Origin of the sequence: Arsenicicoccus sp. UBA6765, assembly GCF_002453335.1 — a bacterium.
Lineage (GTDB): Bacteria > Actinomycetota > Actinomycetes > Actinomycetales > Dermatophilaceae > Arsenicicoccus > Arsenicicoccus bolidensis.
Genome location: NZ_DKGR01000002.1, coordinates 99,602 through 117,506, shown reverse-complemented (window position 1 = coordinate 117,506; position 17,905 = coordinate 99,602). Strand labels below are relative to the sequence as shown.

16 protein-coding genes are annotated in these 17,905 nt (G+C 73.6%); 6 read left to right on the top strand and 10 right to left on the bottom strand.

Annotation, left to right across the window (positions count from 1 at the left end):
- Positions 1-45: 45 nt before the first annotated feature.
- The 3 genes from B4K29_RS00575 to B4K29_RS00565 form a co-directional block, all read right to left on the bottom strand.
- Entirely contained in the window at positions 46-3,879 is a 3,834-nt protein-coding gene (locus tag B4K29_RS00575) for a DNA polymerase III subunit alpha (protein WP_239262785.1), read from the bottom strand.
- Entirely contained in the window at positions 3,869-4,309 is a 441-nt protein-coding gene (locus B4K29_RS00570; protein WP_019287062.1) for an SAV_6107 family HEPN domain-containing protein, read from the bottom strand. The genes B4K29_RS00575 and B4K29_RS00570 overlap by 11 nt, the downstream gene beginning before the upstream one ends.
- A 144-nt stretch (positions 4,310-4,453) precedes the next feature.
- Positions 4,454-4,732 (bottom strand): DUF6504 family protein, encoded by a 279-nt coding sequence (locus B4K29_RS00565; protein WP_019287061.1) that lies wholly within the window; start codon positions 4,730-4,732, stop codon positions 4,454-4,456.
- 253 nt (positions 4,733-4,985) lie between these two features.
- Between B4K29_RS00565 and B4K29_RS00560 the strand changes: the two genes are divergently transcribed.
- The gene (locus B4K29_RS00560; protein ID WP_019287060.1) at positions 4,986-5,579 is read left to right on the top strand and encodes a DUF4126 domain-containing protein; all 594 of its coding nucleotides are present in this window, start codon (positions 4,986-4,988) and stop codon (positions 5,577-5,579) included.
- Between the two features lie 3 nt (positions 5,580-5,582).
- Here B4K29_RS00560 and metF read toward each other — a convergent pair whose 3' ends face one another.
- Complete coding sequence (gene metF / locus B4K29_RS00555) at positions 5,583-6,494, bottom strand: methylenetetrahydrofolate reductase [NAD(P)H] (protein ID WP_019287059.1); 912 nt, start codon at positions 6,492-6,494, stop codon at positions 5,583-5,585.
- Positions 6,495-6,607: 113 nt separating this feature from the next.
- On the opposite strand from metF, the gene B4K29_RS00550 reads away from it, so the two are divergent.
- Positions 6,608-7,705 (top strand): polyprenyl synthetase family protein, encoded by a 1,098-nt coding sequence (locus tag B4K29_RS00550; protein WP_286958023.1) that lies wholly within the window; start codon positions 6,608-6,610, stop codon positions 7,703-7,705.
- A 79-nt stretch (positions 7,706-7,784) separates the two neighbouring features.
- Here the strand turns inward: B4K29_RS00550 and B4K29_RS00545 are convergent, their stop codons facing one another.
- Positions 7,785-8,174 (bottom strand): Rv2175c family DNA-binding protein, encoded by a 390-nt coding sequence (locus B4K29_RS00545; protein ID WP_019287057.1) that lies wholly within the window; start codon positions 8,172-8,174, stop codon positions 7,785-7,787.
- Positions 8,175-8,338: 164 nt separating this feature from the next.
- Here B4K29_RS00545 and B4K29_RS00540 point away from each other — a divergent pair, with 164 nt between their 5' ends.
- The 3 genes from B4K29_RS00540 to B4K29_RS00530 all read left to right on the top strand — a co-directional run bounded on the left by B4K29_RS00540 (position 8,339) and on the right by B4K29_RS00530 (position 12,076).
- Positions 8,339-9,196, top strand: a complete 858-nt coding sequence (locus tag B4K29_RS00540) for a transglycosylase SLT domain-containing protein (RefSeq protein ID WP_286966166.1) — start codon at positions 8,339-8,341, stop codon at positions 9,194-9,196.
- A 33-nt stretch (positions 9,197-9,229) separates the two neighbouring features.
- The gene (pknB, locus tag B4K29_RS00535) at positions 9,230-11,143 is read left to right on the top strand and encodes a Stk1 family PASTA domain-containing Ser/Thr kinase (RefSeq protein ID WP_029209993.1); all 1,914 of its coding nucleotides are present in this window, start codon (positions 9,230-9,232) and stop codon (positions 11,141-11,143) included.
- A gap of 63 nt (positions 11,144-11,206) precedes the next feature.
- Entirely contained in the window at positions 11,207-12,076 is an 870-nt protein-coding gene (locus B4K29_RS00530) for a DMT family transporter (RefSeq protein ID WP_286958025.1), read from the top strand.
- 108 nt (positions 12,077-12,184) lie between these two features.
- Here B4K29_RS00530 and B4K29_RS00525 read toward each other — a convergent pair whose 3' ends face one another.
- Positions 12,185-12,766, bottom strand: coding sequence for a molybdopterin-dependent oxidoreductase (locus tag B4K29_RS00525; RefSeq protein ID WP_029209991.1), 582 nt, complete (start codon positions 12,764-12,766; stop codon positions 12,185-12,187).
- A 33-nt stretch (positions 12,767-12,799) separates the two neighbouring features.
- Positions 12,800-14,203 carry a class II 3-deoxy-7-phosphoheptulonate synthase gene (locus B4K29_RS00520; protein ID WP_084412315.1) on the bottom strand — a complete coding sequence of 468 codons (1,404 nt, stop codon included), beginning with the start codon at positions 14,201-14,203 and terminating at the stop codon, positions 12,800-12,802.
- Between the two features lie 45 nt (positions 14,204-14,248).
- On the opposite strand from B4K29_RS00520, the gene B4K29_RS00515 reads away from it, so the two are divergent.
- The gene (locus tag B4K29_RS00515; RefSeq protein WP_029209989.1) at positions 14,249-15,106 is read left to right on the top strand and encodes a DUF1028 domain-containing protein; all 858 of its coding nucleotides are present in this window, start codon (positions 14,249-14,251) and stop codon (positions 15,104-15,106) included.
- 58 nt (positions 15,107-15,164) lie between these two features.
- Here B4K29_RS00515 and B4K29_RS00510 read toward each other — a convergent pair whose 3' ends face one another.
- Genes B4K29_RS00510 through B4K29_RS00500 form a run of 3 tightly spaced genes read right to left on the bottom strand, consistent with a single transcriptional unit; the run spans position 15,165 to position 17,877 of the window.
- A complete protein-coding gene (locus B4K29_RS00510) occupies positions 15,165-15,863 on the bottom strand; it encodes a response regulator (RefSeq protein WP_019287049.1) in 699 nt (232 codons plus the stop codon).
- 1 nt (position 15,864) lies between these two features.
- Entirely contained in the window at positions 15,865-16,995 is a 1,131-nt protein-coding gene (gene macS, locus B4K29_RS00505) for a MacS family sensor histidine kinase (RefSeq protein WP_029209988.1), read from the bottom strand.
- A 3-nt stretch (positions 16,996-16,998) separates the two neighbouring features.
- The gene (locus B4K29_RS00500; RefSeq protein ID WP_156911079.1) at positions 16,999-17,877 is read right to left on the bottom strand and encodes a lysophospholipid acyltransferase family protein; all 879 of its coding nucleotides are present in this window, start codon (positions 17,875-17,877) and stop codon (positions 16,999-17,001) included.
- Positions 17,878-17,905: the final 28 nt, after the last annotated feature.

Genomic DNA, 17,905 nt, shown 5'->3' with positions numbered 1-17,905 from the left:
GCTCCTTCGAGGCGGGGTGCGCGCGGACGCGCCGTCTCGTCCACCCTAGTGCCCCGAGCTGCCCGGGCTGGAGTGCCACAGCTTGCGCGGCGGCGTGCGGTGGGCCTCGCCCTGGTCGCCCCCCGCGGGCTTGATGTCGGCATAGGGCGACTGCTCGAACCCCGAGGCGTGGCGCAGGACCCGACGCGTGCGCTGTCCCTCGGTGCCGGTCGCCCGCTCGGCCTCGGCCGCCAGCTCGCGGGCCTCGGCGTCGACCTGGGCCAGCAGGTCGTGCACGCCGCGCGGCCCGTCGCGCAGCCACGCGTCCCACAGCGCTCCGAGCTCCCACGCGCCGGTCGCGCGCAGGGAGATCCCCCGGGGGCCGGTGCGGCGCACCTCGCCGCGGACGAGCAGCATCCAGGAGTGGAAGACGGTGGAGGCATAGGGACCCTGGACGTCCTCGAAGAAGGTCGCGTCGACCGGTCCGGTCGTGTCGTCGAGGGTGAGGAAGACGACGCGCCGTCCCGAGCGGACCGGCGGGGTCTGGGTGGCGACCTTGACCCCGGCGACGTGCACGACGGCGCGGCTGCGGCAGCCCAGGAGGTCCGCCGACCGCACCACGCCGAGGGCCTGCAGCATCGGGGCATAGGGCTCGAGGACGTGCGCGGTCGCGTCGAGGCCCAGCACGTCGAGCTCGGCGCGCACCCGCTCGGTCTGGGTCATCTCGGGCAGCCCGCTGCCCGCGGTGAGCGTGGGCTCGTCCCCGAGGTCGAGGGCCAGCTGGACGGGCTGCTCCCCGGCGGGCGCCACGGGGGCGTGCTGCCGGGACTGACGCGCGGCGGCGGAGCGCACGTCCGGCGCGGAGGGCCTCAGGTCCGCGCGCTGCCGGTCGAGGTCATGCAGCCCACCGGCCGATGACGCGGCGGGTCGGTCGACGGCGGCGGGTGCGCTCCCGCGGCGGCCACGTGGTGCCCTGCGCGCGGTGGCGCGGCTGTAGCGCTCGAGCTCGGCCACGTGCAGGAGCAGGTCGCGGCGGGTGACCTTGCCGCGACGTCCGAGCCCGGCGACCGCGCGATGGCCCGACAGTCCGTAGAGGGAGTCGAGCGCCCCGGCCATCACCAGCCGCTCGAGGACCGGGCGCGAGGGCTGGGCGCGGTTCCACACGTCGGCCAGGGTGACGTAGGGCCGGCCGGCGACGAGGCGCTGCACCTCGGCCTCGCTGATGCCCTTGACGTCCGAGAGGGAGAGCCGGATGCCGTAGGCCCGCCCGTCGGGCAGGTCGGGGTGCGCGGGCCGGGACCGGGACTGCTGGTCGAGGATCTGCGGCGGCGGCTCGTCCCACGGCGCGACCTTCTCGACGCGATAGGTGTCGTCGGAGGCGTTGACGTCCAGGCCGAGGACCGCGATGCCGAGGTTGCGGGCGTCGTCGAGGATGAGCCGCTTGGGATACATCCCCGGGTCGTGGGTGAGCACGCCGGCGAGGAAGGCCGCCGGGTGGTGGGTCTTGAGCCACGCGGACTGGTAGGTCGGCAGGGCGAAGGCCGCTGCGTGGGCCTTGCAGAAGCCGAACGACGCGAAGGCCTTGAGGACGGCCCAGATCCGGTCGACGTCCTCCGGGGCGTAGCCGCGCGCCGCGGCCGCCGGGCGCCACCAGGCCTCGACCTCGACCTGACCCTCAGGTGATCCCATGGCGCGACGGACCTCGTCCGCCTCGGCGAGCGTCACCCCGGCCGTCTCGGCGACGATGCGCAGCACCTGCTCGTGGAAGACCACCACCCCGGCCGTCTCGCGCAGCGCGGGCACGAGGGTCTCGTGCAGGTGGTCGGGCTCGGACCAGCCCTGCCTGGCTCGCAGGAAGGGGGTGATCATGTCGGACTTGACCGGGCCGGGGCGGAACAGCGAGATGTCGATGATGATGTCGTCGAAGCTCTCGGGCCCGAACTTGCCGATGAGCTCGCGCTGCCCGGGCGACTCGATCTGGAAGCAGCCGAGGGTGTGGGTGCTGCGGATCAGGCGGAAGGTCGCCTCGTCGTCCAGCGGCACCTGACGCTGGTCGTCGAGCTGGATCCGGACGCCGTCGACCCGCTCGACCTCGGCCACCGCGTGGGCCATGGAGGACTGCATGCGGATGCCGAGGACGTCGAGCTTGAGCAGCCCCATCGCCTCGACGTCGTCCTTGTCGAAGTGGCTCATCGGGAAGCCCAGCCAGCTGGCCTCGACCGGCGTGCGGTCGAGCAGCCCCGAGTTGGACAGCACCACCCCGCACGGGTGCAGCGCGATGTGGCGGGGCAGCCCGTCGACCCGCTCCACGAGGTCGAAGAAGGTCTGCAGCCGCGGCGCGTCCAGGCCGCTCGCCCGCAGCTCGGGCAGGTCGGCGATGGCCGACCGGGCGTCCCGGGCCCGGATGTGGGGAAAGGCCTTGGCGATCGCGTCGACCTCGTTGGGCGGCATGCCGAGCGCTCCCCCGACGTCCCGGACGGCGTGGCGCACGCGGTAGGTGTCCATCATCGACACGCAGGTCACCCGGTCGCCGCCGAAGCGGTCCAGGATGCGCTCGTAGATCGCGGTGCGCCGGTCGGACTCCACGTCGATGTCGATGTCGGGCAGCTGGGCGCGCAGCGGCGAGCAGAAGCGCTCCATCAGCAGGTCGTGGCGGATCGGGTCGACGCCGCTGATCCCGAGCAGGTAGTTGACCAGGCTGCCGGCGCCGGACCCGCGCGCCGCGACCCGGCCGTCCATGTCGCGGATCAGGTCGCACACTGTCGCGACGGTGAGGAAGTAGGTCGGGTAGCCGAGGCCGGCGACGACCCCCAGCTCGTCGTCGAGCCTCGCCTCGATCGCCCGCCGCCCGCTGTCGCTCGCGTCGGGATAGCGGGTCAGCAGCGCGCCTCGGCAGCGCTCGGCCAGGACCGCCTGGGGGGACTGCCCGGGCCGTATGCCGAGGATGCCGGGCTCGGGCAGCTGGACCGATCCGATCCCGAGGTCGCCGCGCGGGTCGAGCCGGCAGTCGTCGGCGACCCGCAGCGTGGTGCGCACGAGCTCGTCGGCGCGGGCGCGATCCCCGCCGCACGCCTGGCGGGCGAGGGCGAGCATGTCCGGGGTCGAGGCGAGGTGACCCAGCGTGGTCACCCGGTCGAGGTGCCGGGTGTCGAGGGCGACGAGCCGGCGGGCCGCGTCGAGCACGTCGGCCGTGACCGCGTCCTCGGCGCGGCCGTGGCGCACGGCGGCGGTCAGCACGGCGGGGACCCCGACGTCGTCGGCCAGCGCGAGCAGCGCGGCGGCCTGGCGGCGGCTGCCGACGGATCCCGGCGGCCCCTCGTGCAGGACGACCTCGACGACGAGGGCGTCCCCGGGCAGCGCGTGCCGCCACTGCTCCAGCAGGTGCCGGGCCTGGTCGGGCCGGCCGCGCAGGACCGCCCGGCCCACGTCGGAGTCGGGGCCGACCAGCACCGTGAGGGCGTCGGCGTGCTCGGCCACGAGCGCCCGGCTCGTCACCGGCTCTCCCCGCTCGCCCGCGAGGTGGGTCGCCGACACCAGCCGGCACAGCCGCGCCCAGCCGTGGCCCTGCTCGACCCGGGAGCGTCCCCGGGCGAGCACGGTGACCCGGGGCAGCCGTGGGTCGACGACCGCACCACCGCGCACGGGGGTGCGTCCGGCCGGCCTGGCCCGCTGCCCGGCGACCTCGCCCAGCGCGAGGTCCGCCCCCAGGATCGGGTCGATGCCCCGGGCCAGGCAGGACTGGGCGAACTTCACCGCGCCGTAGAGGCCGTCGCGGTCGGTCAGCGCCAGCGCAGCCTGGCCGTGCCCCACGGCGAGATCGACCAGGTCGGCCGGTGGGGTGGTGCCGTAGCGCAGGGAGCAGCCCGACGCCACGTGCAGGTGGACGAAGTCATCGGCCACCGGTGGCCACCTGCAGGGACGGCAGCGGTGCGTGCGGCGGGGCCCCGAGGGCGGACTCGACCAGGGCGAGGAAGGTCTCGGAGGCCCGCACCAGGTCGTCCGCCTCGCGCGCCGAGACGGGTCCACCCCGCTCGGCCACGGAGCGGCGGGTCGCCGAGGCGGCGTAGAACGCGGCCCACTCCCCCAGCTCCGGCGCGGCGGCCGGCAGCAGCTCCCAGACGCTGCGGGGCCGTCCCCGGCCCGAGACCGGTCCCCGGGTGGCGAGCAGCGCCGCCCCGGCGCGCAGCCCCGACAGGTGCGCCGCGACGTAGCGGTCGGCGGTCGTGCCCGCGCAGGTCGCCTCGGCGAGGGCGGCGTAGGCGCGGTCGAGCAGGTCGAGCGTCGCCGTGGTCAGCGGCGGACGCGTGCTGGTGGCGATCGTGGCGGTCATGGTGCACCTGCTTTCGTCATACGGTCCGGTCGGGAGAGCCGGAAGAAGAACGAGAGGGAGATAGAGGGAGATAGAGGGGAGAGAGGGGAGAGAGGGGAGAGAAAGGGCCGGGAGGAAGGCCGGAGAAAGAGCCGGAGGGGAGTCCTAGTCGGAGAGCCGGACGAGCTGCCAGCGCGAGCCGCGCACCGCCAGGTCGTAGACGCCGAGGGAGCCGGAGCGGCCGGGGGCCGCCTCGACCCGCCAGACCTCCTCCTCGAGGTCGGCGGGGGTGATGGACCGCGTGTCGGGCACCTCGCGCCACCACGGGCGGCGCTCGCGCCAGTGGTCGACGACCGCGCGCACGTCGTAGAGGCGCCCTCGCCAGATGAACTGCAACGGTCGGCCCTCGTGCCTGACCTCGATGACGTCCTCGCACCGCCTCATCGCCGTCCTCCTTCGAACAACCGACCCGTGAACCGAACATGTGTTCGATGGAGAGAACTCTAGGCCCGACCACCGACAGACCCCACCCCCACGTCACCCGCTTGCGCATCGGCGCAGGTCAGTCGATCCCTGACCGAGGGGCCCCGACCGGATACCGTGAGGCGTCGTCGTCGGACGCCCTTGGCTCGAGCCAGGCCGCCGGCCCGGCGAGACCCGAGCACGAGCACGAGCACACGATCACTGAGGAGGACCCATGGGGACCGAGCTGCTACCGATGGTCTTCACGAGCGGCTGGGCGAGCGGCATCAACGCCTACGCCGTGGTGCTCGTCATGGGCCTGGCCGGGCGGTTCTTCTCGATCGACCTGGTCCCGCACGTGCTGACCCGCACGGACGTGCTGATCGCCGCCGCGGTGCTGTTCCTGCTGGAGATGTTCGCCGACAAGATCCCCTACCTCGACTCGATGTGGGACAGCGTCCACACCGTCGTCCGGCCGGCCGTCGGCGCGACCCTGGGCTATCTCCTGGCCGGCCACGAGGGGTCCGGGCTGGAGCAGGCCTTCGCCGCCGCGACCGGTGGCTTCAGCGCCCTGGCCAGCCACGGGGTCAAGGCCGGGATCCGCGCGGGGGTCAACGCCTCGCCGGAGCCGGTCAGCAACGTCGCCATCTCGTCCGCGGAGGACGTCGCCGTGATCGGCGTGATGACCCTCGCCACCGAGCATCCCTGGGCGGCCGCCACGGTGGCCGGGATCCTGCTGCTCGCCGGCATCGTCGCCGTGGTCTGGCTGCTGCGGCGCATCGTCCGGCTCAAGCGCAGGTATGACGACTGGGGCACCCGCACCGGCTGAGGGTCAGTGCCCCAGGTTGGCGAAGACCTCGAGCGTCGCGGTCGAGCGGTTCATCGTGTAGAAGTGCAGCCCCGGCGCGCCCTCGGCCATGAGGCGGGACGCGTGCTCGGTCGCGATCTCGACCCCCACCTCGCGCACGGCGTCGGCGTCGTCCCCCACCGCCTCCAGCCGCGACGTCACGGCGACGGGCAGGGCGGCCCCGGACAGCTCGGCCATGCGCGTGATCTGCTTGGCCGAGGTGATCGGCATCAGCCCCGGGATGATCGGCAGGGTCCCGCCACGCGCCGCCACCATGTCCCGCAGGCGCAGGTAGTTGTCGACGTCGAAGACCATCTGCGTCACCGCGAAGTCCGCCCCGGCCCGCTGCTTGGCGACCAGCACGTCGGCGTCCTGCTCCAGCGAGGCCGACTCGGGGTGCTTGTCGGGGAACGCCGCCACCCCCACCGTGAAGCCGCCCAGGGCGCGCACCAGGGACACGAGCTGGTCGGCGTGGTCGAGCCCCTCGGGGTGGGCCACCCAGGGGCTGCCGAGGCCGCCGGCGGGGTCGCCGCGCAGCACCATGACGTTGCGGATCCCGGCGTCGGCATACGCCCCGACCACGCTGCGCAGCTCGGCCCGCGAGGAGGCGACGCAGGTCAGGTGGGCCATGGGCAGCAGGGTCGTCTCCTCGGCGATGCGCCGGGTGACGCGGACCGTGCGGTCGCGCGTGGACCCGCCGGCGCCGTAGGTCACCGACACGAACGACGGGCGCTTCTTCTCCAGGTGGCGGATCGCCTCCCACAGCACCTGCTCCGACTCGTCGTTCTTGGGCGGGAAGAACTCGAAGCTGAAGCTCGTCCCCTCGGACCGCAGCATGTCCGGGATGGAGATGCCGGAGAGGTCGCGGGGAGCGAGGAAGGACGTGCCCGATGCCATGGCCGCGACTCTAGGTGACCCGACCGCGTAGGCTCGGTCTGCACCGACATGTGGGCACTCCCGTGTCGCCGTACCCACAGTGCCGCAGGGCCGCACCGACGGAGGATGCCGGGATGACCACCGCAGGGACCGAGATCGTCGACCTGGCGCAGCTGCGTCACCGGGTCCAGGCCGAGATCGACGAGGAGATCGCCCTGCGCACGTCCCAGCTCGCGCCCGTGGGGCGCGACACCCGCCTGCTCGTCGACGCGATCGCCGACCTGCTGCGCGGGGGCAAGCGGCTGCGCGCCGCCTTCTGCTACTGGGGCTACCGCGCCGCCGGGGGCGACGACAACGAAGCCATCGTGCGGGCCGCCGCCGCGATGGAGCTCTTCCAGGCCGCGGCGCTCATCCACGACGACGTCATGGACGACAGCGACACCCGACGCGGCCTGCCCGCCGCGCACCGCCGCCTCGCCGCGCACCACGCGGAGCAGCAGTGGGAGGGGCTGTCGGAGCGGTTCGGCGTCGCGGGGGCCATCCTCGCCGGCAACCTCTGCCTGACCTGGACCGACTCGATGTTCGCCGGCTCCGGGCTGAGCCGGCACGAGCTGCACGGCGCGCGGCCGGTGTTCGACGAGATGCGGACCCAGCTCATGGGCGGGCAGTTCCTCGACGTGCTCGAGGCCGCGCGCGGCTGGGACGACCTCACGACCGAGCAGCGCCTGCGGCTGGCGCACCGCGTCATCACCTACAAGAGCGCGAAGTACTCCATCGAGCACCCCCTCGTCATCGGGGCCGCGGCGGCGGGTGCCAAGCAGGGCGACCTCAAGAAGCTCGGCGAGTTCGGGCTGGCCGTCGGCCAGGCCTTCCAGCTGCGCGACGACCTGCTCGGGGTGTTCGGCGACCCCGAGGCGACGGGCAAGCCCGCCGGCGACGACCTGCGCGAGGGCAAGCACACCGTCCTGGTGGCGCACACCCTGTCCACCCTCGACGACGAGCGCGCCGCGCGCTTCAGCCGCCACCTCGGCGACCCCGACGTGGACGACGAGACGGTGGACTGGATGCGCGAGACGATCGTCGCGTCCGGAGCCGTCGACGCGGTCGAGCGCGACATCGAGCGCCTCGTGGCCCAGGGTCTGGAGCGGCTGCACGACACGCGGGCGCTCCTCGACGACGGCCGTCAGGTCCTCGTCGACCTCGCGACCTACGCCACGAGCCGCACCACCTGAGCGGCGTCAGCCGCCGGGCCGACGGCTGACGAGACCCCGGCCGTATGCCGGGAGGCGCCACCGCCTCGCGGGGTCACCCTCAGAAGGCCAGCTCCTGCGCACGGCGGCGGATCTCGGTGCGGTGCCCCGCACGCAGGTCGCCGACCGGGGTGCCGGTGCGCAGCGTGTCGTCCGGCTCGTGCAGCCAGGCGATCGCCTCGGCGTCGCTGAGGCCGGAGTCGTGCAGGACCGACAGGGTCCCGCGCAGCAGGTGCAGCGGCGCCCCGTCCTGGACGAAGGTCGCGGGGATGCTCACGACCTTGCGCTCGCCGCGGCGCACGGACGCGATCTCACCCTCCGCGAGCCACGACCGGACGGTCGCCAGGGGGACGGCGCACGCCTCGGCGACGTCGGGCACGGTGATCCACTCGGGCACGAGCTCGTCGAGACGGGCGAGGAGGACCTGGTCAGGGGCTGAGGAGCGGCTCACGGCCCCTAGCCTGCCATGCGCGCCGGTCGACGCGCACGGATGCGCCATCCGGGTGAGCGTGCTTCACTGGACGGGCTGGATCGTTCAAGGTCGCCCGACGCGCTCGGGCCCTGACCTCCCACCGGACGGACCACGCTCCCCGACACCGACCACAAGGACCCACGATGCCCCTCGTCGCCGGAATCGCCGCCGTCTCGATCGCCGTCGCGATCACCCCCACCGCCACCTCCCCGTCCACCACGTCGCACCCGTCCACGTCCTCCGCAGCGTCCGCCACGTCCGCAGCGTCCGCAGCGTCGGCGCTGTCTGCGCTGTCTGCGCTGTCGGTGCTGTCCGCCGTCCAGGGGGACTACACCGTGCGCCGCGGAGACTCGACCTACACCATCGCCCGGCGCGCCGGCACGACCGTGCAGGCCGTCGTCGCGGCCAACGGCCTGCAGGGCGGGGGACGTCGCATCCACCCCGGCCAGCGGCTCGTGATCCCCGCGGCCGGCACCGACGCCCAGGCCGGACGTCGCCAGGCTCCCGCGACCACGGCCCCCACGCGCACGGCACCCCCGTCCAAGGCCCCCACGAGCAAGGCACCCGTCGCCAGGGCCACCGCCCGCACGTCCCCACCTGCCGCTGCCGGGACGCAGAAGGCCCAGGTCCGCGCCCTCATCGAGCAGGTGGCCGACGAGCACGGCGTCGACCGGCGGCTCGCGCTCGCCGTCGGGCTCCAGGAGTCCGGGTGGCGCCAGGACGTCACGTCCCACGTCGGCGCGAGGGGCACCATGCAGGTGATGCCCGCCAACGCCCGCTGGGCCTCGTCGCTCGCAGGCCGCCGACTCGACCTCGGCGACGCCCGCGACAACGTCACGGCCGGGGTCGTCATCCTCAAGCAGCTCCAGGCGACCGCCGGCAGCGAGGACGCGGCCATCGGCGCCTACTACCAGGGGCTCCCCTCGGTCAAGAAGCGCGGGATGTACCGCGAGACCCACCGCTACGTCGCCTCCGTCAAGGCACACCGGTCCCGGATGTGAGGTCGGGGAGGCTCCCCCGCCTAGGATCGAACGGTGCCTCGACCCACCGACGTGACCGCGCCCGGGCGTGTGCTGGACGGGCGTTATCGCCTGGTCCGGCACATCGCCGACGGCGGTATGGCGTCCGTGTGGGAGGGCCTGGACGAGCGCCTCGACCGTGAGGTCGCCGTCAAGATCCTGCGGCGTGGGCTGACCGACGACGAGTCGTTCACCTCGAGGTTCCAGCGCGAGGCGAGGTCCGCGGCCCGCCTCAACGACCCGCGCATCGTGGCGGTGTTCGACCAGGGCATCGACCATGACGACATGTTCCTCGTCATGGAGCTGGTGCCGGGTCGCACCCTGCGCGAGGTCGTCCACGCCGAGGCTCCCCTCACGGTTCGTGCCGCCCTCGACCTGGTCGTGCCCCTGGCCGAGGCGCTCGGCGTGGCCCACCGGGCCGGGATCATCCACCGCGACGTCAAGCCCGAGAACGTCATCATCCGTGACGACGGCCGCGTCAAGGTGGCCGACTTCGGCCTGGCCCGTGCCGTCACCGCTCAGACCGTCACCGCCGCCAGCAGCACGATCCTCGGCACGGTGTCCTACCTGTCCCCCGAGCAGGTCGAGCGGGGCATCGCCGACGCGCGCAGCGACGTCTACGCGACCGGCCTGATCCTCTACGAGCTCTTGACCGGTCAGAAGGCCTACGAGGGCGAGTCCCCGATCCACGTCGCCTACCAGCACGTGCACGGCAGCATCACGGCCCCGAGCGACGTCGTCCCCAGCGTGCCCGCCGCGCTCGACGAGGTGGTCGCCTGGGCCACGCACCGCGACGCCGGGGAGCGTCCCGCTGACGGCGCCGCCCTGGCCGAGCGGCTGCGCGAGGTGCGGGCGGAGCTCTCCCCCGACGACCTCGACGCCCGGCCCCGCGAGCCGGAGGCCTCCGCGGCCAGGGCGACCCCGACGGTCGCCATACCGCGCTCCGGCGCAACCGGGTCCGCCCGACCGATCCCCACCCCGGTGCAGCACCGCGACCCCGTCGGCGCCACGCGCGGCGCCGCCTCTCCGTCAGCAGCCCCCCGCCGGCGCCGGCTGCGCCTGCTCCTCCCCCTGCTGGCGTTCCTGGTCCTGCTGGGGGGCGGTGGCGCGTGGTACCTCACCCAGGGCCCCGGTGCCTCCACCACCGTGCCTGCCCTGCAGGGCCTCGCCCTCGCCGACGCCCAGTCGAGGCTCGCGGCCGCCCACCTGGACGCCGCCATCGAGGAGACCTACGACGAGCGGGTCCCGCGCGGGTCGGTCATCCAGGCGTCGCCGGGCGAGGGCACGGCCCTGCACCGCACCGACGACGTCACCCTCGTCGTGAGCCGCGGGCCCGAGCGCTACCAGGTGCCGCAGGTCCGGGGCACCCCGGTGGACGCGGCGCGGCAGGCCCTCAAGGACACCCGCCTGTCCGTCGGCGCGGTCACCGAGGCCCACGACGAGCAGGTGCCGGCCGGCCAGGTCGTCTCCACGGACCCCGCGGCCGGCGCCTCGCTGAAGCCGCTCACCAAGGTCGCCCTCGTCGTCAGCAAGGGTCGTCAGCCCATCCCCGTCCCCGCCCTCGCCGGACGCACCTCCGCCGAGGCGCGCACCGCCCTCACGGCGGCGGGCCTGACCTATGCCGAGGCGCCCGACCGCGTCTACTCCACCACGGTGCCCGAGGGGTCCGTGACGCAGCACAGCCCCGCGAGCGGCACGCTCTTCAAGGGCGACACCGTCACGGTGACGCTGTCCAAGGGCCCGGAGCTGGTGGCCGTGCCGTCGGTGCGGGGACGGAGCAAGGACGACGCGGTCGCCGCGCTCAAGGCCGCCGGCTTCCAGGTCCGGGTGTCCGCCCCGCTGGGCGAGGTGTTCGGGCTGGTGTCCCAGCAGCGCCCCTCCGGCGGTCGCGCGCCCAAGGGAAGCACCGTCACGGTCGTCGTGGTCTGAGTGGCCGTGGCTCCCCCGCGGCCCTCGGTCGCACCGCGCTCGGGCCTCGCCACGCTCGCCCTCGTGGCGGTCACCGCCGTCTGGGGCTCGACGTTCTACCTCATCCACGACCTGCTCGACTCCATGGACGCCGTGGACTTCCTGGCCGTCCGGTTCACCATCGCCGCCGTCTGCCTGCTCCTGCTCTTCGGCCGCAGCCTGCGGGCCCTGGACCGACGCGCCTGGATGGCCGGCGGGCTGCTCGGCCTCGTCTACGCCCTGGCGCAGGTCCTGCAGACCGTGGGGCTCGCCCACACCGCCGCGTCGCGGTCCGGCTTCATCACCGGTCTGTACGTCGTCCTCACCCCCGTCCTCGGAGCGATCCTGCTGCGCGAGCGGGTCGGACGACCCACCTGGGTCGCCGTCGTGCTCTCCGTCGCCGGTCTCGCCGTCCTGTCCCTCGGTGACGTGGCGTCTGCGGTCGGTCTCGGCGAGGCCCTGACGCTGGCGTGCGCCGCGGTCTACGCCATCCACATCCTCGGGGTGGCGAGGTACTCCACCGCCGAGCTCGCCACGGCACTGGCGACCGTCCAGATGATCGCCCTCGCCGTGGGGTGCACCGTCACGGCGGCCGTCGACGGCGTGCGCCTGCCCCCGACCCCCGCCGCGTGGTGGGCCGTGGTCTACATGGCGGTCGTCGCCGGCGCCGGCGCGCTGTGGGCGCAGACCTGGGCCCAGGCGCACCTGAGCGCCAGCCGCGCCGCGATCGTCATGACGCTCGAGCCCGTGTTCGCCGCGGGCTTCGCGGTCACGCTCGGCGGCGAGTCGGCCACCTCGCGCATGGTCCTCGGCGGCGGGCTGGTCCTGGCCGCGATGTATGTCGTCGAGCTCGCGGGTCGCCGTGGTCGCTCGGCGGACGACCCGCCGCTGGAGGCACTGCACCACGAGCCGTGACGCGACCCGCACAGCCGCCCGGTCAGGCAGCGACTCGGTCCTTCAGCTGCTCGGTCGTGCAGCTGCTCGGTCATGGGGCGACACGGTCTGGCGGTCACGCGGTCACACTCATTCTTGGTAGGCGTACCGCTCCTGGCGCCATACGTCGCCCACCAGGTGATAGCCGCGCTGCTCCCAGAAGCCGCGGCCCGGCTCGCGAAGGTAGGCGATCTCGCCGATCCACTTGGGGCCCTTGTAGCCGTAGAGGTGCGGCACGACCAGGCGCACCGGCCCCCCGCGCTCGGCGGACAGGGGCTCACCGTTGCGGTGCGTGGCGAGGAGCGAGCGCGGCGACACGAGGTCGTCGAGCGGCAGGCTGGCGCTGTAGCCGTAGGTCGCCGAGACGAGGACGTGCCCGACCCCATCGGCCGGGGGTGCGAGGTCGACGACGTGGCGCACCAGCACGCCCTCCCAGACGACGTCCTGGCTGGTCAGCTTGGACACGCAGTGCTGGTCGGCCACGATCGCGTCGCGCGGCAGCTGCTGCAGGTCGTCCCAGGTCAGGACCCGCTCGGGCCCGGCCGTCTCGCCGACGACGGACAACGTCCATGTCTCGGGCGAGAGCGCCGGGACGCGCCCGTAGTGCTGCACCGGGAGCTCGGCGACGAGCCGTTGCCCGGGGGGCACGGTGCGCGGCTCGGTCCGAGGCATGGGACGAACTCTCTCACATCACCCAGGTGGGGCTCAGGACCGCTGGGCGAGCATCTCGGCGACGAGAAAGGCCAGCTCCAGGCTCTGCTGGTGGTTGAGCCGGGGGTCGCACACGGTCTCGTAGCGCGAGGACAGGTCGGCGTCCTCGATGCGGATCGAGCCGCCGGTGCACTCGGTGACGTCGTTGCCCGTGAGCTCGACGTGCATGCCGCCGGGGATGGTGCCGAGGTCGGCGTGGACCTCGAAGAAGCCCCGCACCTCGTCGACCACGTCGTCGAAGTCACGCGTCTTGTAGCCGCTCGCGCTCGTGTGGGTGTTGCCGTGCATGGGGTCGGTCACCCAGGTGACCTGGACGCCCTCCTGCTTAACCCGCTCGACGATCGGGGGGAGCGCCTCGCGGATCGTGCCGGCGCCCATCCGCGTGATGAAGGTCAGGCGGCCGGGACGGCGCTCGGCGTCGACCTTGTCGACGATCGCCATGACGTCGTCGCCGGTCGTCGTCGGCCCGAGCTTGACCCCGATCGGGTTGCGGATGTGCGAGACGAAGTCCAGGTGGGCGCCGTCGAGCTGGCGGGTGCGCTCGCCGATCCACACCATGTGGCCGCTGGTGTCGTAGGCCACGCCCGTGCGGTGGTCGATGCGCGTGAGGGCGCGTTCGTACTCCAGCAGCAGGGCCTCGTGGCTGGCGAAGAACTCCACGGACCGCATGGCGTCGAAGTCGGCGCCGCAGGCCAGCATGAACCGCATCGCCTTGTCGATGTCGCGCGCCATGGACTCGTAGCGGGCGTACTCGGCGTTGGCGGAGAACCCGCGGTTCCACGCGTGGACGTGACGCAGGTCGGCGAACCCGCCGGTGGTGAAGGCCCGCACGAGGTTCAGCGTCGCAGCGCTGGCGTGGTAGCCCCGGACCATGCGCTGCGGGTCGGGCCGCCGCGAGTCCGGCGTGAACTCGAAGTCGTTGACCATGTCACCGCGGTAGGCCGGGAGCGTGACGTCACCCCGCGTCTCGGAGTCCGAGGACCGGGGCTTGGTGTACTGCCCCGCCATACGGCCGATCTTGACGACCGGCACGCTGGCGCCGTAGGTGAGGACCGCGGCCATCTGCAGGAGGGTCTTGACCCGGTCCCGGATGTTGTCCGCCGTGGCGTAGGCGAAGGTCTCGGCGCAGTCGCCGCCCTGGAGCACGAAGGCCTCGCCACGGGCGGCCGACGCCAGCCGGTCGGTCAGCTGGTCGCACTCGCCGGCGAACACCAGCGGCGGCATCGAGCGGAGCGTGTCGACCGCCGCGTCCAGGCCGGACCCCTCGGGCCACGACGGCTGCTGGGCGGCGGGCAGGTCGCGCCACGCGTCGAGGGCAGTCAGGAGCTCGGGAGCGGGTTCGGTACTCACGCGCCCCAGCCTAGGGCCCGCGACGTCCCCGCCCGGACGCGTCCGCATCACGGGCGCCGCGCCGCTGACTCCCCCAGCCGTTAGGGTCGACGCATGACGTTCTCGATCGTGGCCAACGTCGGAGATGCCTACGGCGTCGCCGTCGCGAGCAGGTTCCTCGCCGCCAGCGGACCGGTGGCGATGGTGCGCCCGGGTGTCGGCGCCGTCGCCAGCCAGGCGCTGGCCAACGCCGGCTACCGCGTGGCGGCGCTGGACCGGCTCGAGGAGGGGCGCACCGCCGACGAGGCCCTGACGGCCATCACCGGGGAGGATTCCCAGACGTCCACCCGCCAGGTCGGCATCGTGGGCTCGGCCAGCCAGGTCACCTTCACCGGCGCGGACTGCGTCCCCTGGTGCGGCGGCGTCGCCGGGCGCGACGCGGACGGCGGCTACGCGATCCAGGGCAACATCCTCACGGGCGAGGAGGTCATCACCTCGATGGAGCGCACCTGGCTCGAGGGTGCGCACCTGCCCTTCGTCGACCGGCTGGTCGAGACCCTCCTCGCGGGCGACCGCGCCGGCGGGGACCGTCGGGGCCGCCAGAGCGCCGGCGTCTACGCGACCTACCCCGGCGCGGGCTACGACGCCTGCGGCGTCCTGGCCGACCTGCGGGTCGACGACCACCCGCAGCCCGTCCAGGAGCTGCACCGCCTCGTGGCGCTCAACGAGCTGCACTTCGGCCGACCCACCAAGGTCCTGCCCCTCGAGGGACCGCTGCTCGAGGACGTGCGCGAGCGGCTGGAGCGTCTCGGCTACGCCGGCGACGTCCCCACCGCGCTGGACGCGTGGGGCGCCATGGAGAACCTCGAGATGCGCCTGACGCCCGAGGGCATCGACGCCCGCGTGCTCCAGGTGCTGCGCGAGCAGACCCTGCCCCCGGAGCAGACGAGCGAGCGCTTCCCGACCTTCTGACCTGATCTTCTGACCCGGCCTTCTGACCTGATCTTCAGGCTCGACCTCCTGAGGCGAGTCAGGCCGGGCCGTCGAGCCCCTGGTCGATGGCGTAGCGCACCAGCTGCACCCGGTTGTGCAGCTGCAGCTTGGTCAGGGTGTTCTGGACGTGGTTCTGCACCGTGCGGTGGCTGATCGTCAGCTCGGCCGCGATGTCCTTGTAGGACATGCCCGTCGCGACCAGGCGCAGCACCTCGACCTCTCGCGCGGTCAGCTCGGGCACCGGCGCCGATCCCGGCTCGGGGTCTCGCTCGGAGCGGGTGGCGAGGCGGCGGTACTCCCCCAGCACCAGGCCGGCGAGCCCGGGTGTGAAGCTGGCCCTGCCCTGCGCCGTCGCCTGGACCGCGGCGAGGAACTCCGTGCGGCCGGTGGACTTCAGCAGGTAGCCCGTGGCCCCGGCCTTGATGGCGTCGAGGACGTCCTGCTGCTCACCGCTGGCGGTGAGGATGAGCACGCGGGTCGCGATGCCGGCCTCAGCGAGCCGGGCACAGACCTCCTGCCCGCTCAGCCCCGGCATGTTGAGGTCGAGGACGAGGACGTCGGGTCGTGTCGCCAGGGTGCGACGCACGGCGGCGGCCCCGTCGTTGGCCGTGCCCACGACCTCGTAGCCCGCGTCGTCGAGATCGCGCACCACCGCGTCCAGCCACATCGGGTGGTCGTCGGCCACGAGCACCGAGGTCCGGCGGCCGTCCTCACGGGTGTCCGTCTGCTGAGCCATGTCACTCCTCCTGGGCGGGCAGGCACAGCCGCACGGTCGTGCCCCGCCCCACGGTCGATCGGATGGTCGTCTCTCCCCCGAGGTCGCGCAGCCGCCCTCGCACCGACGACGCGACGCCGAGCCGGCCGTCGCGCTCCGCCTGGTCCAGCCGACCGGGCGGTATGCCGCAGCCGTCGTCCCGCACCGTGACCTCGATGGCCGGGCCGAGGTCGTCGAGCAGGACCCAGGCGCGGGCGCCGGGCCCGGCGTGACGCGCGACGTTGTCGAGGCAGGCGGCGACGGCGGCGACCAGCTCGTGGCCACGCTGCGACGGGACCGGCACGGCTTCGGCCGGCGCCACGACCTCGACCCCCGGCCCGGCCAGGGCCAGCAGGGCGGCCCGCACGTCGATGCTCGTCGCCGTGTCGGGGCGCTCGCGTGGGCGGGCCGCCGTCACGAGCGAGCGCAGGTCACGCTCCGACTCGGCCGCGAGCGCCCCGAGGGCGGCGGCCTCGCCACCGGCCTGGGCACCGCGCCGGTGGATGAGGGCGAGCGTCTGCAGGACACCGTCGTGGACGACGCGGGCGATGCGCTCCCGCTCGGCGGCCTCGGCCTGCAGGCGCAGCCCCTCGTCGATCGCGGCCTGGCTGCGGCGGGCCAGCTCCATGCAGATGCCGAGGCAGGCGGCCACGACGACCAGCAGCAGGGTGTTGTAGATCGTGGCTCCCGTCGGTCGGCCGACCTCCACGAGGTTGGCCACCGTCACGAGCCCGGACGAGCCCAGCGCGCCCCGCAGGCCCCAGCGGACGGCCGAGGCGGCGACGGGCGCGGCGGCATACATCGACGGGATGGTCGTCGCCCCTCCCGCGATCTCGGCGGGTGGGTGCACGGCGAGCGTGGCGAGGATCGCGCCGCAGGCCAGGGCCACGTCGACCACCAGGGCGGGCGCGCTGCGGTCCTGACGCGTCGCCAGCCAGCAGGACCACGCGGCCAGGGCGAGCAGCACCGCCCACGCCAACCACGGGCGGGTCATGACGTCCTGCTCCATCCACACCATGCTGGCGGCGTAGCACAGCGCCAGGAGGCGGAAGACGTCGATGCCGCGCCAGATCCCCCGCTCCAGCCCGGCCATCGTCGAGCGCAGCGCCGCCACGTCTCAGTCCTTGTGAGTGCGTCGGTCCTTGGCCTTGGCGATGGCCTCCTCGGCCCGCGCCAGGGTCTGGTCCCCCAGCTCCTTCAGGGCCGCCGGGTCGCCGAGCTCCTTGGCCCGGGTCAACGCCTCGTCGGCCTTGACCCGCGTCTGGTCCTGCAGCTCGCGCGCCCTGACCTTGGCCTCCTCGGCCTTGGCCCGGGCGGAGTCCACCATCCGCTGCTTGCGGGTCGCGGCGTACTCGTCGACGTACTCCTGGCCGGACAGCTCCATCAGGGCGTACATGATCTCGTCCGTCATGGCGCGCAGGACGTGGCGGTCGCCCTCCATCCCGGCATACCGCGAGAAGTCGATCGGCTCGCCGAAGCGCACCCCGATCCGCATGACCTTGGGGATGATCTTGCCGGTGGGCTGGGCCTTGTCCGTGCCGATCATGGCCACGGGTATGACGGGCACGCCCGCCTCGAGGGCCAGCCGGGCCACCCCGGTCTTGCCCCGGTAGAGCCGTCCGTCAGGAGAGCGCGTCCCCTCGGGATAGATGCCGAAGAGCTCGCCGCGGTCCAGGACCTCGAGACCGGACTTCAGGGCGGCGGCGCTGGCCGAGCCTCCCGAGCGGTCGATGGGGATCTGGCCGACCCCGCGGAAGAACGCCGCCGTCAGCCGGCCCTTGATCCCCCGGCCGGTGAAGTACTCCATCTTGGCCGGGAAGGTGATGCGCCGGCTCAGGACCAGCGGCAGGAAGAACGAGTCCGAGAAGGACAGGTGGTTGCTCGCCAGGATCGCTCCGCCACGGGTGGGGACGTGCTCGGACCCCTCGACCCAGGGTCGGAAGAGCAGCTTCAGCAGCGGGCCGAGGGCCAGCGACTTGACGAACCAGTACAGCACCGTGGCCACCTCGATCTGTGCGCGTGAT

Bases quoted from the DNA above. Each gene is read 5' to 3' on its own strand.
- B4K29_RS00570 (WP_019287062.1), bottom strand. From the start codon at position 4,309: ATGACCGCCACGATCGCCACCAGCACGCGTCCGCCGCTGACCACGGCG.
- B4K29_RS00565 (WP_019287061.1), bottom strand. From the start codon at position 4,732: ATGAGGCGGTGCGAGGACGTCATCGAGGTCAGGCACGAGGGCCGACCG.
- B4K29_RS00560 (WP_019287060.1), top strand. From the start codon at position 4,986: ATGGGGACCGAGCTGCTACCGATGGTCTTCACGAGCGGCTGGGCGAGC.
- metF (WP_019287059.1), bottom strand. From the start codon at position 6,494: ATGGCATCGGGCACGTCCTTCCTCGCTCCCCGCGACCTCTCCGGCATC.
- B4K29_RS00550 (WP_286958023.1), top strand. From the start codon at position 6,608: ATGACCACCGCAGGGACCGAGATCGTCGACCTGGCGCAGCTGCGTCAC.
- B4K29_RS00540 (WP_286966166.1), top strand. From the start codon at position 8,339: ATGCCCCTCGTCGCCGGAATCGCCGCCGTCTCGATCGCCGTCGCGATC.
- B4K29_RS00525 (WP_029209991.1), bottom strand. From the start codon at position 12,766: ATGCCTCGGACCGAGCCGCGCACCGTGCCCCCCGGGCAACGGCTCGTC.
- B4K29_RS00520 (WP_084412315.1), bottom strand. From the start codon at position 14,203: ATGCGGACGCGTCCGGGCGGGGACGTCGCGGGCCCTAGGCTGGGGCGC.
- B4K29_RS00515 (WP_029209989.1), top strand. From the start codon at position 14,249: ATGACGTTCTCGATCGTGGCCAACGTCGGAGATGCCTACGGCGTCGCC.
- B4K29_RS00510 (WP_019287049.1), bottom strand. From the start codon at position 15,863: ATGGCTCAGCAGACGGACACCCGTGAGGACGGCCGCCGGACCTCGGTG.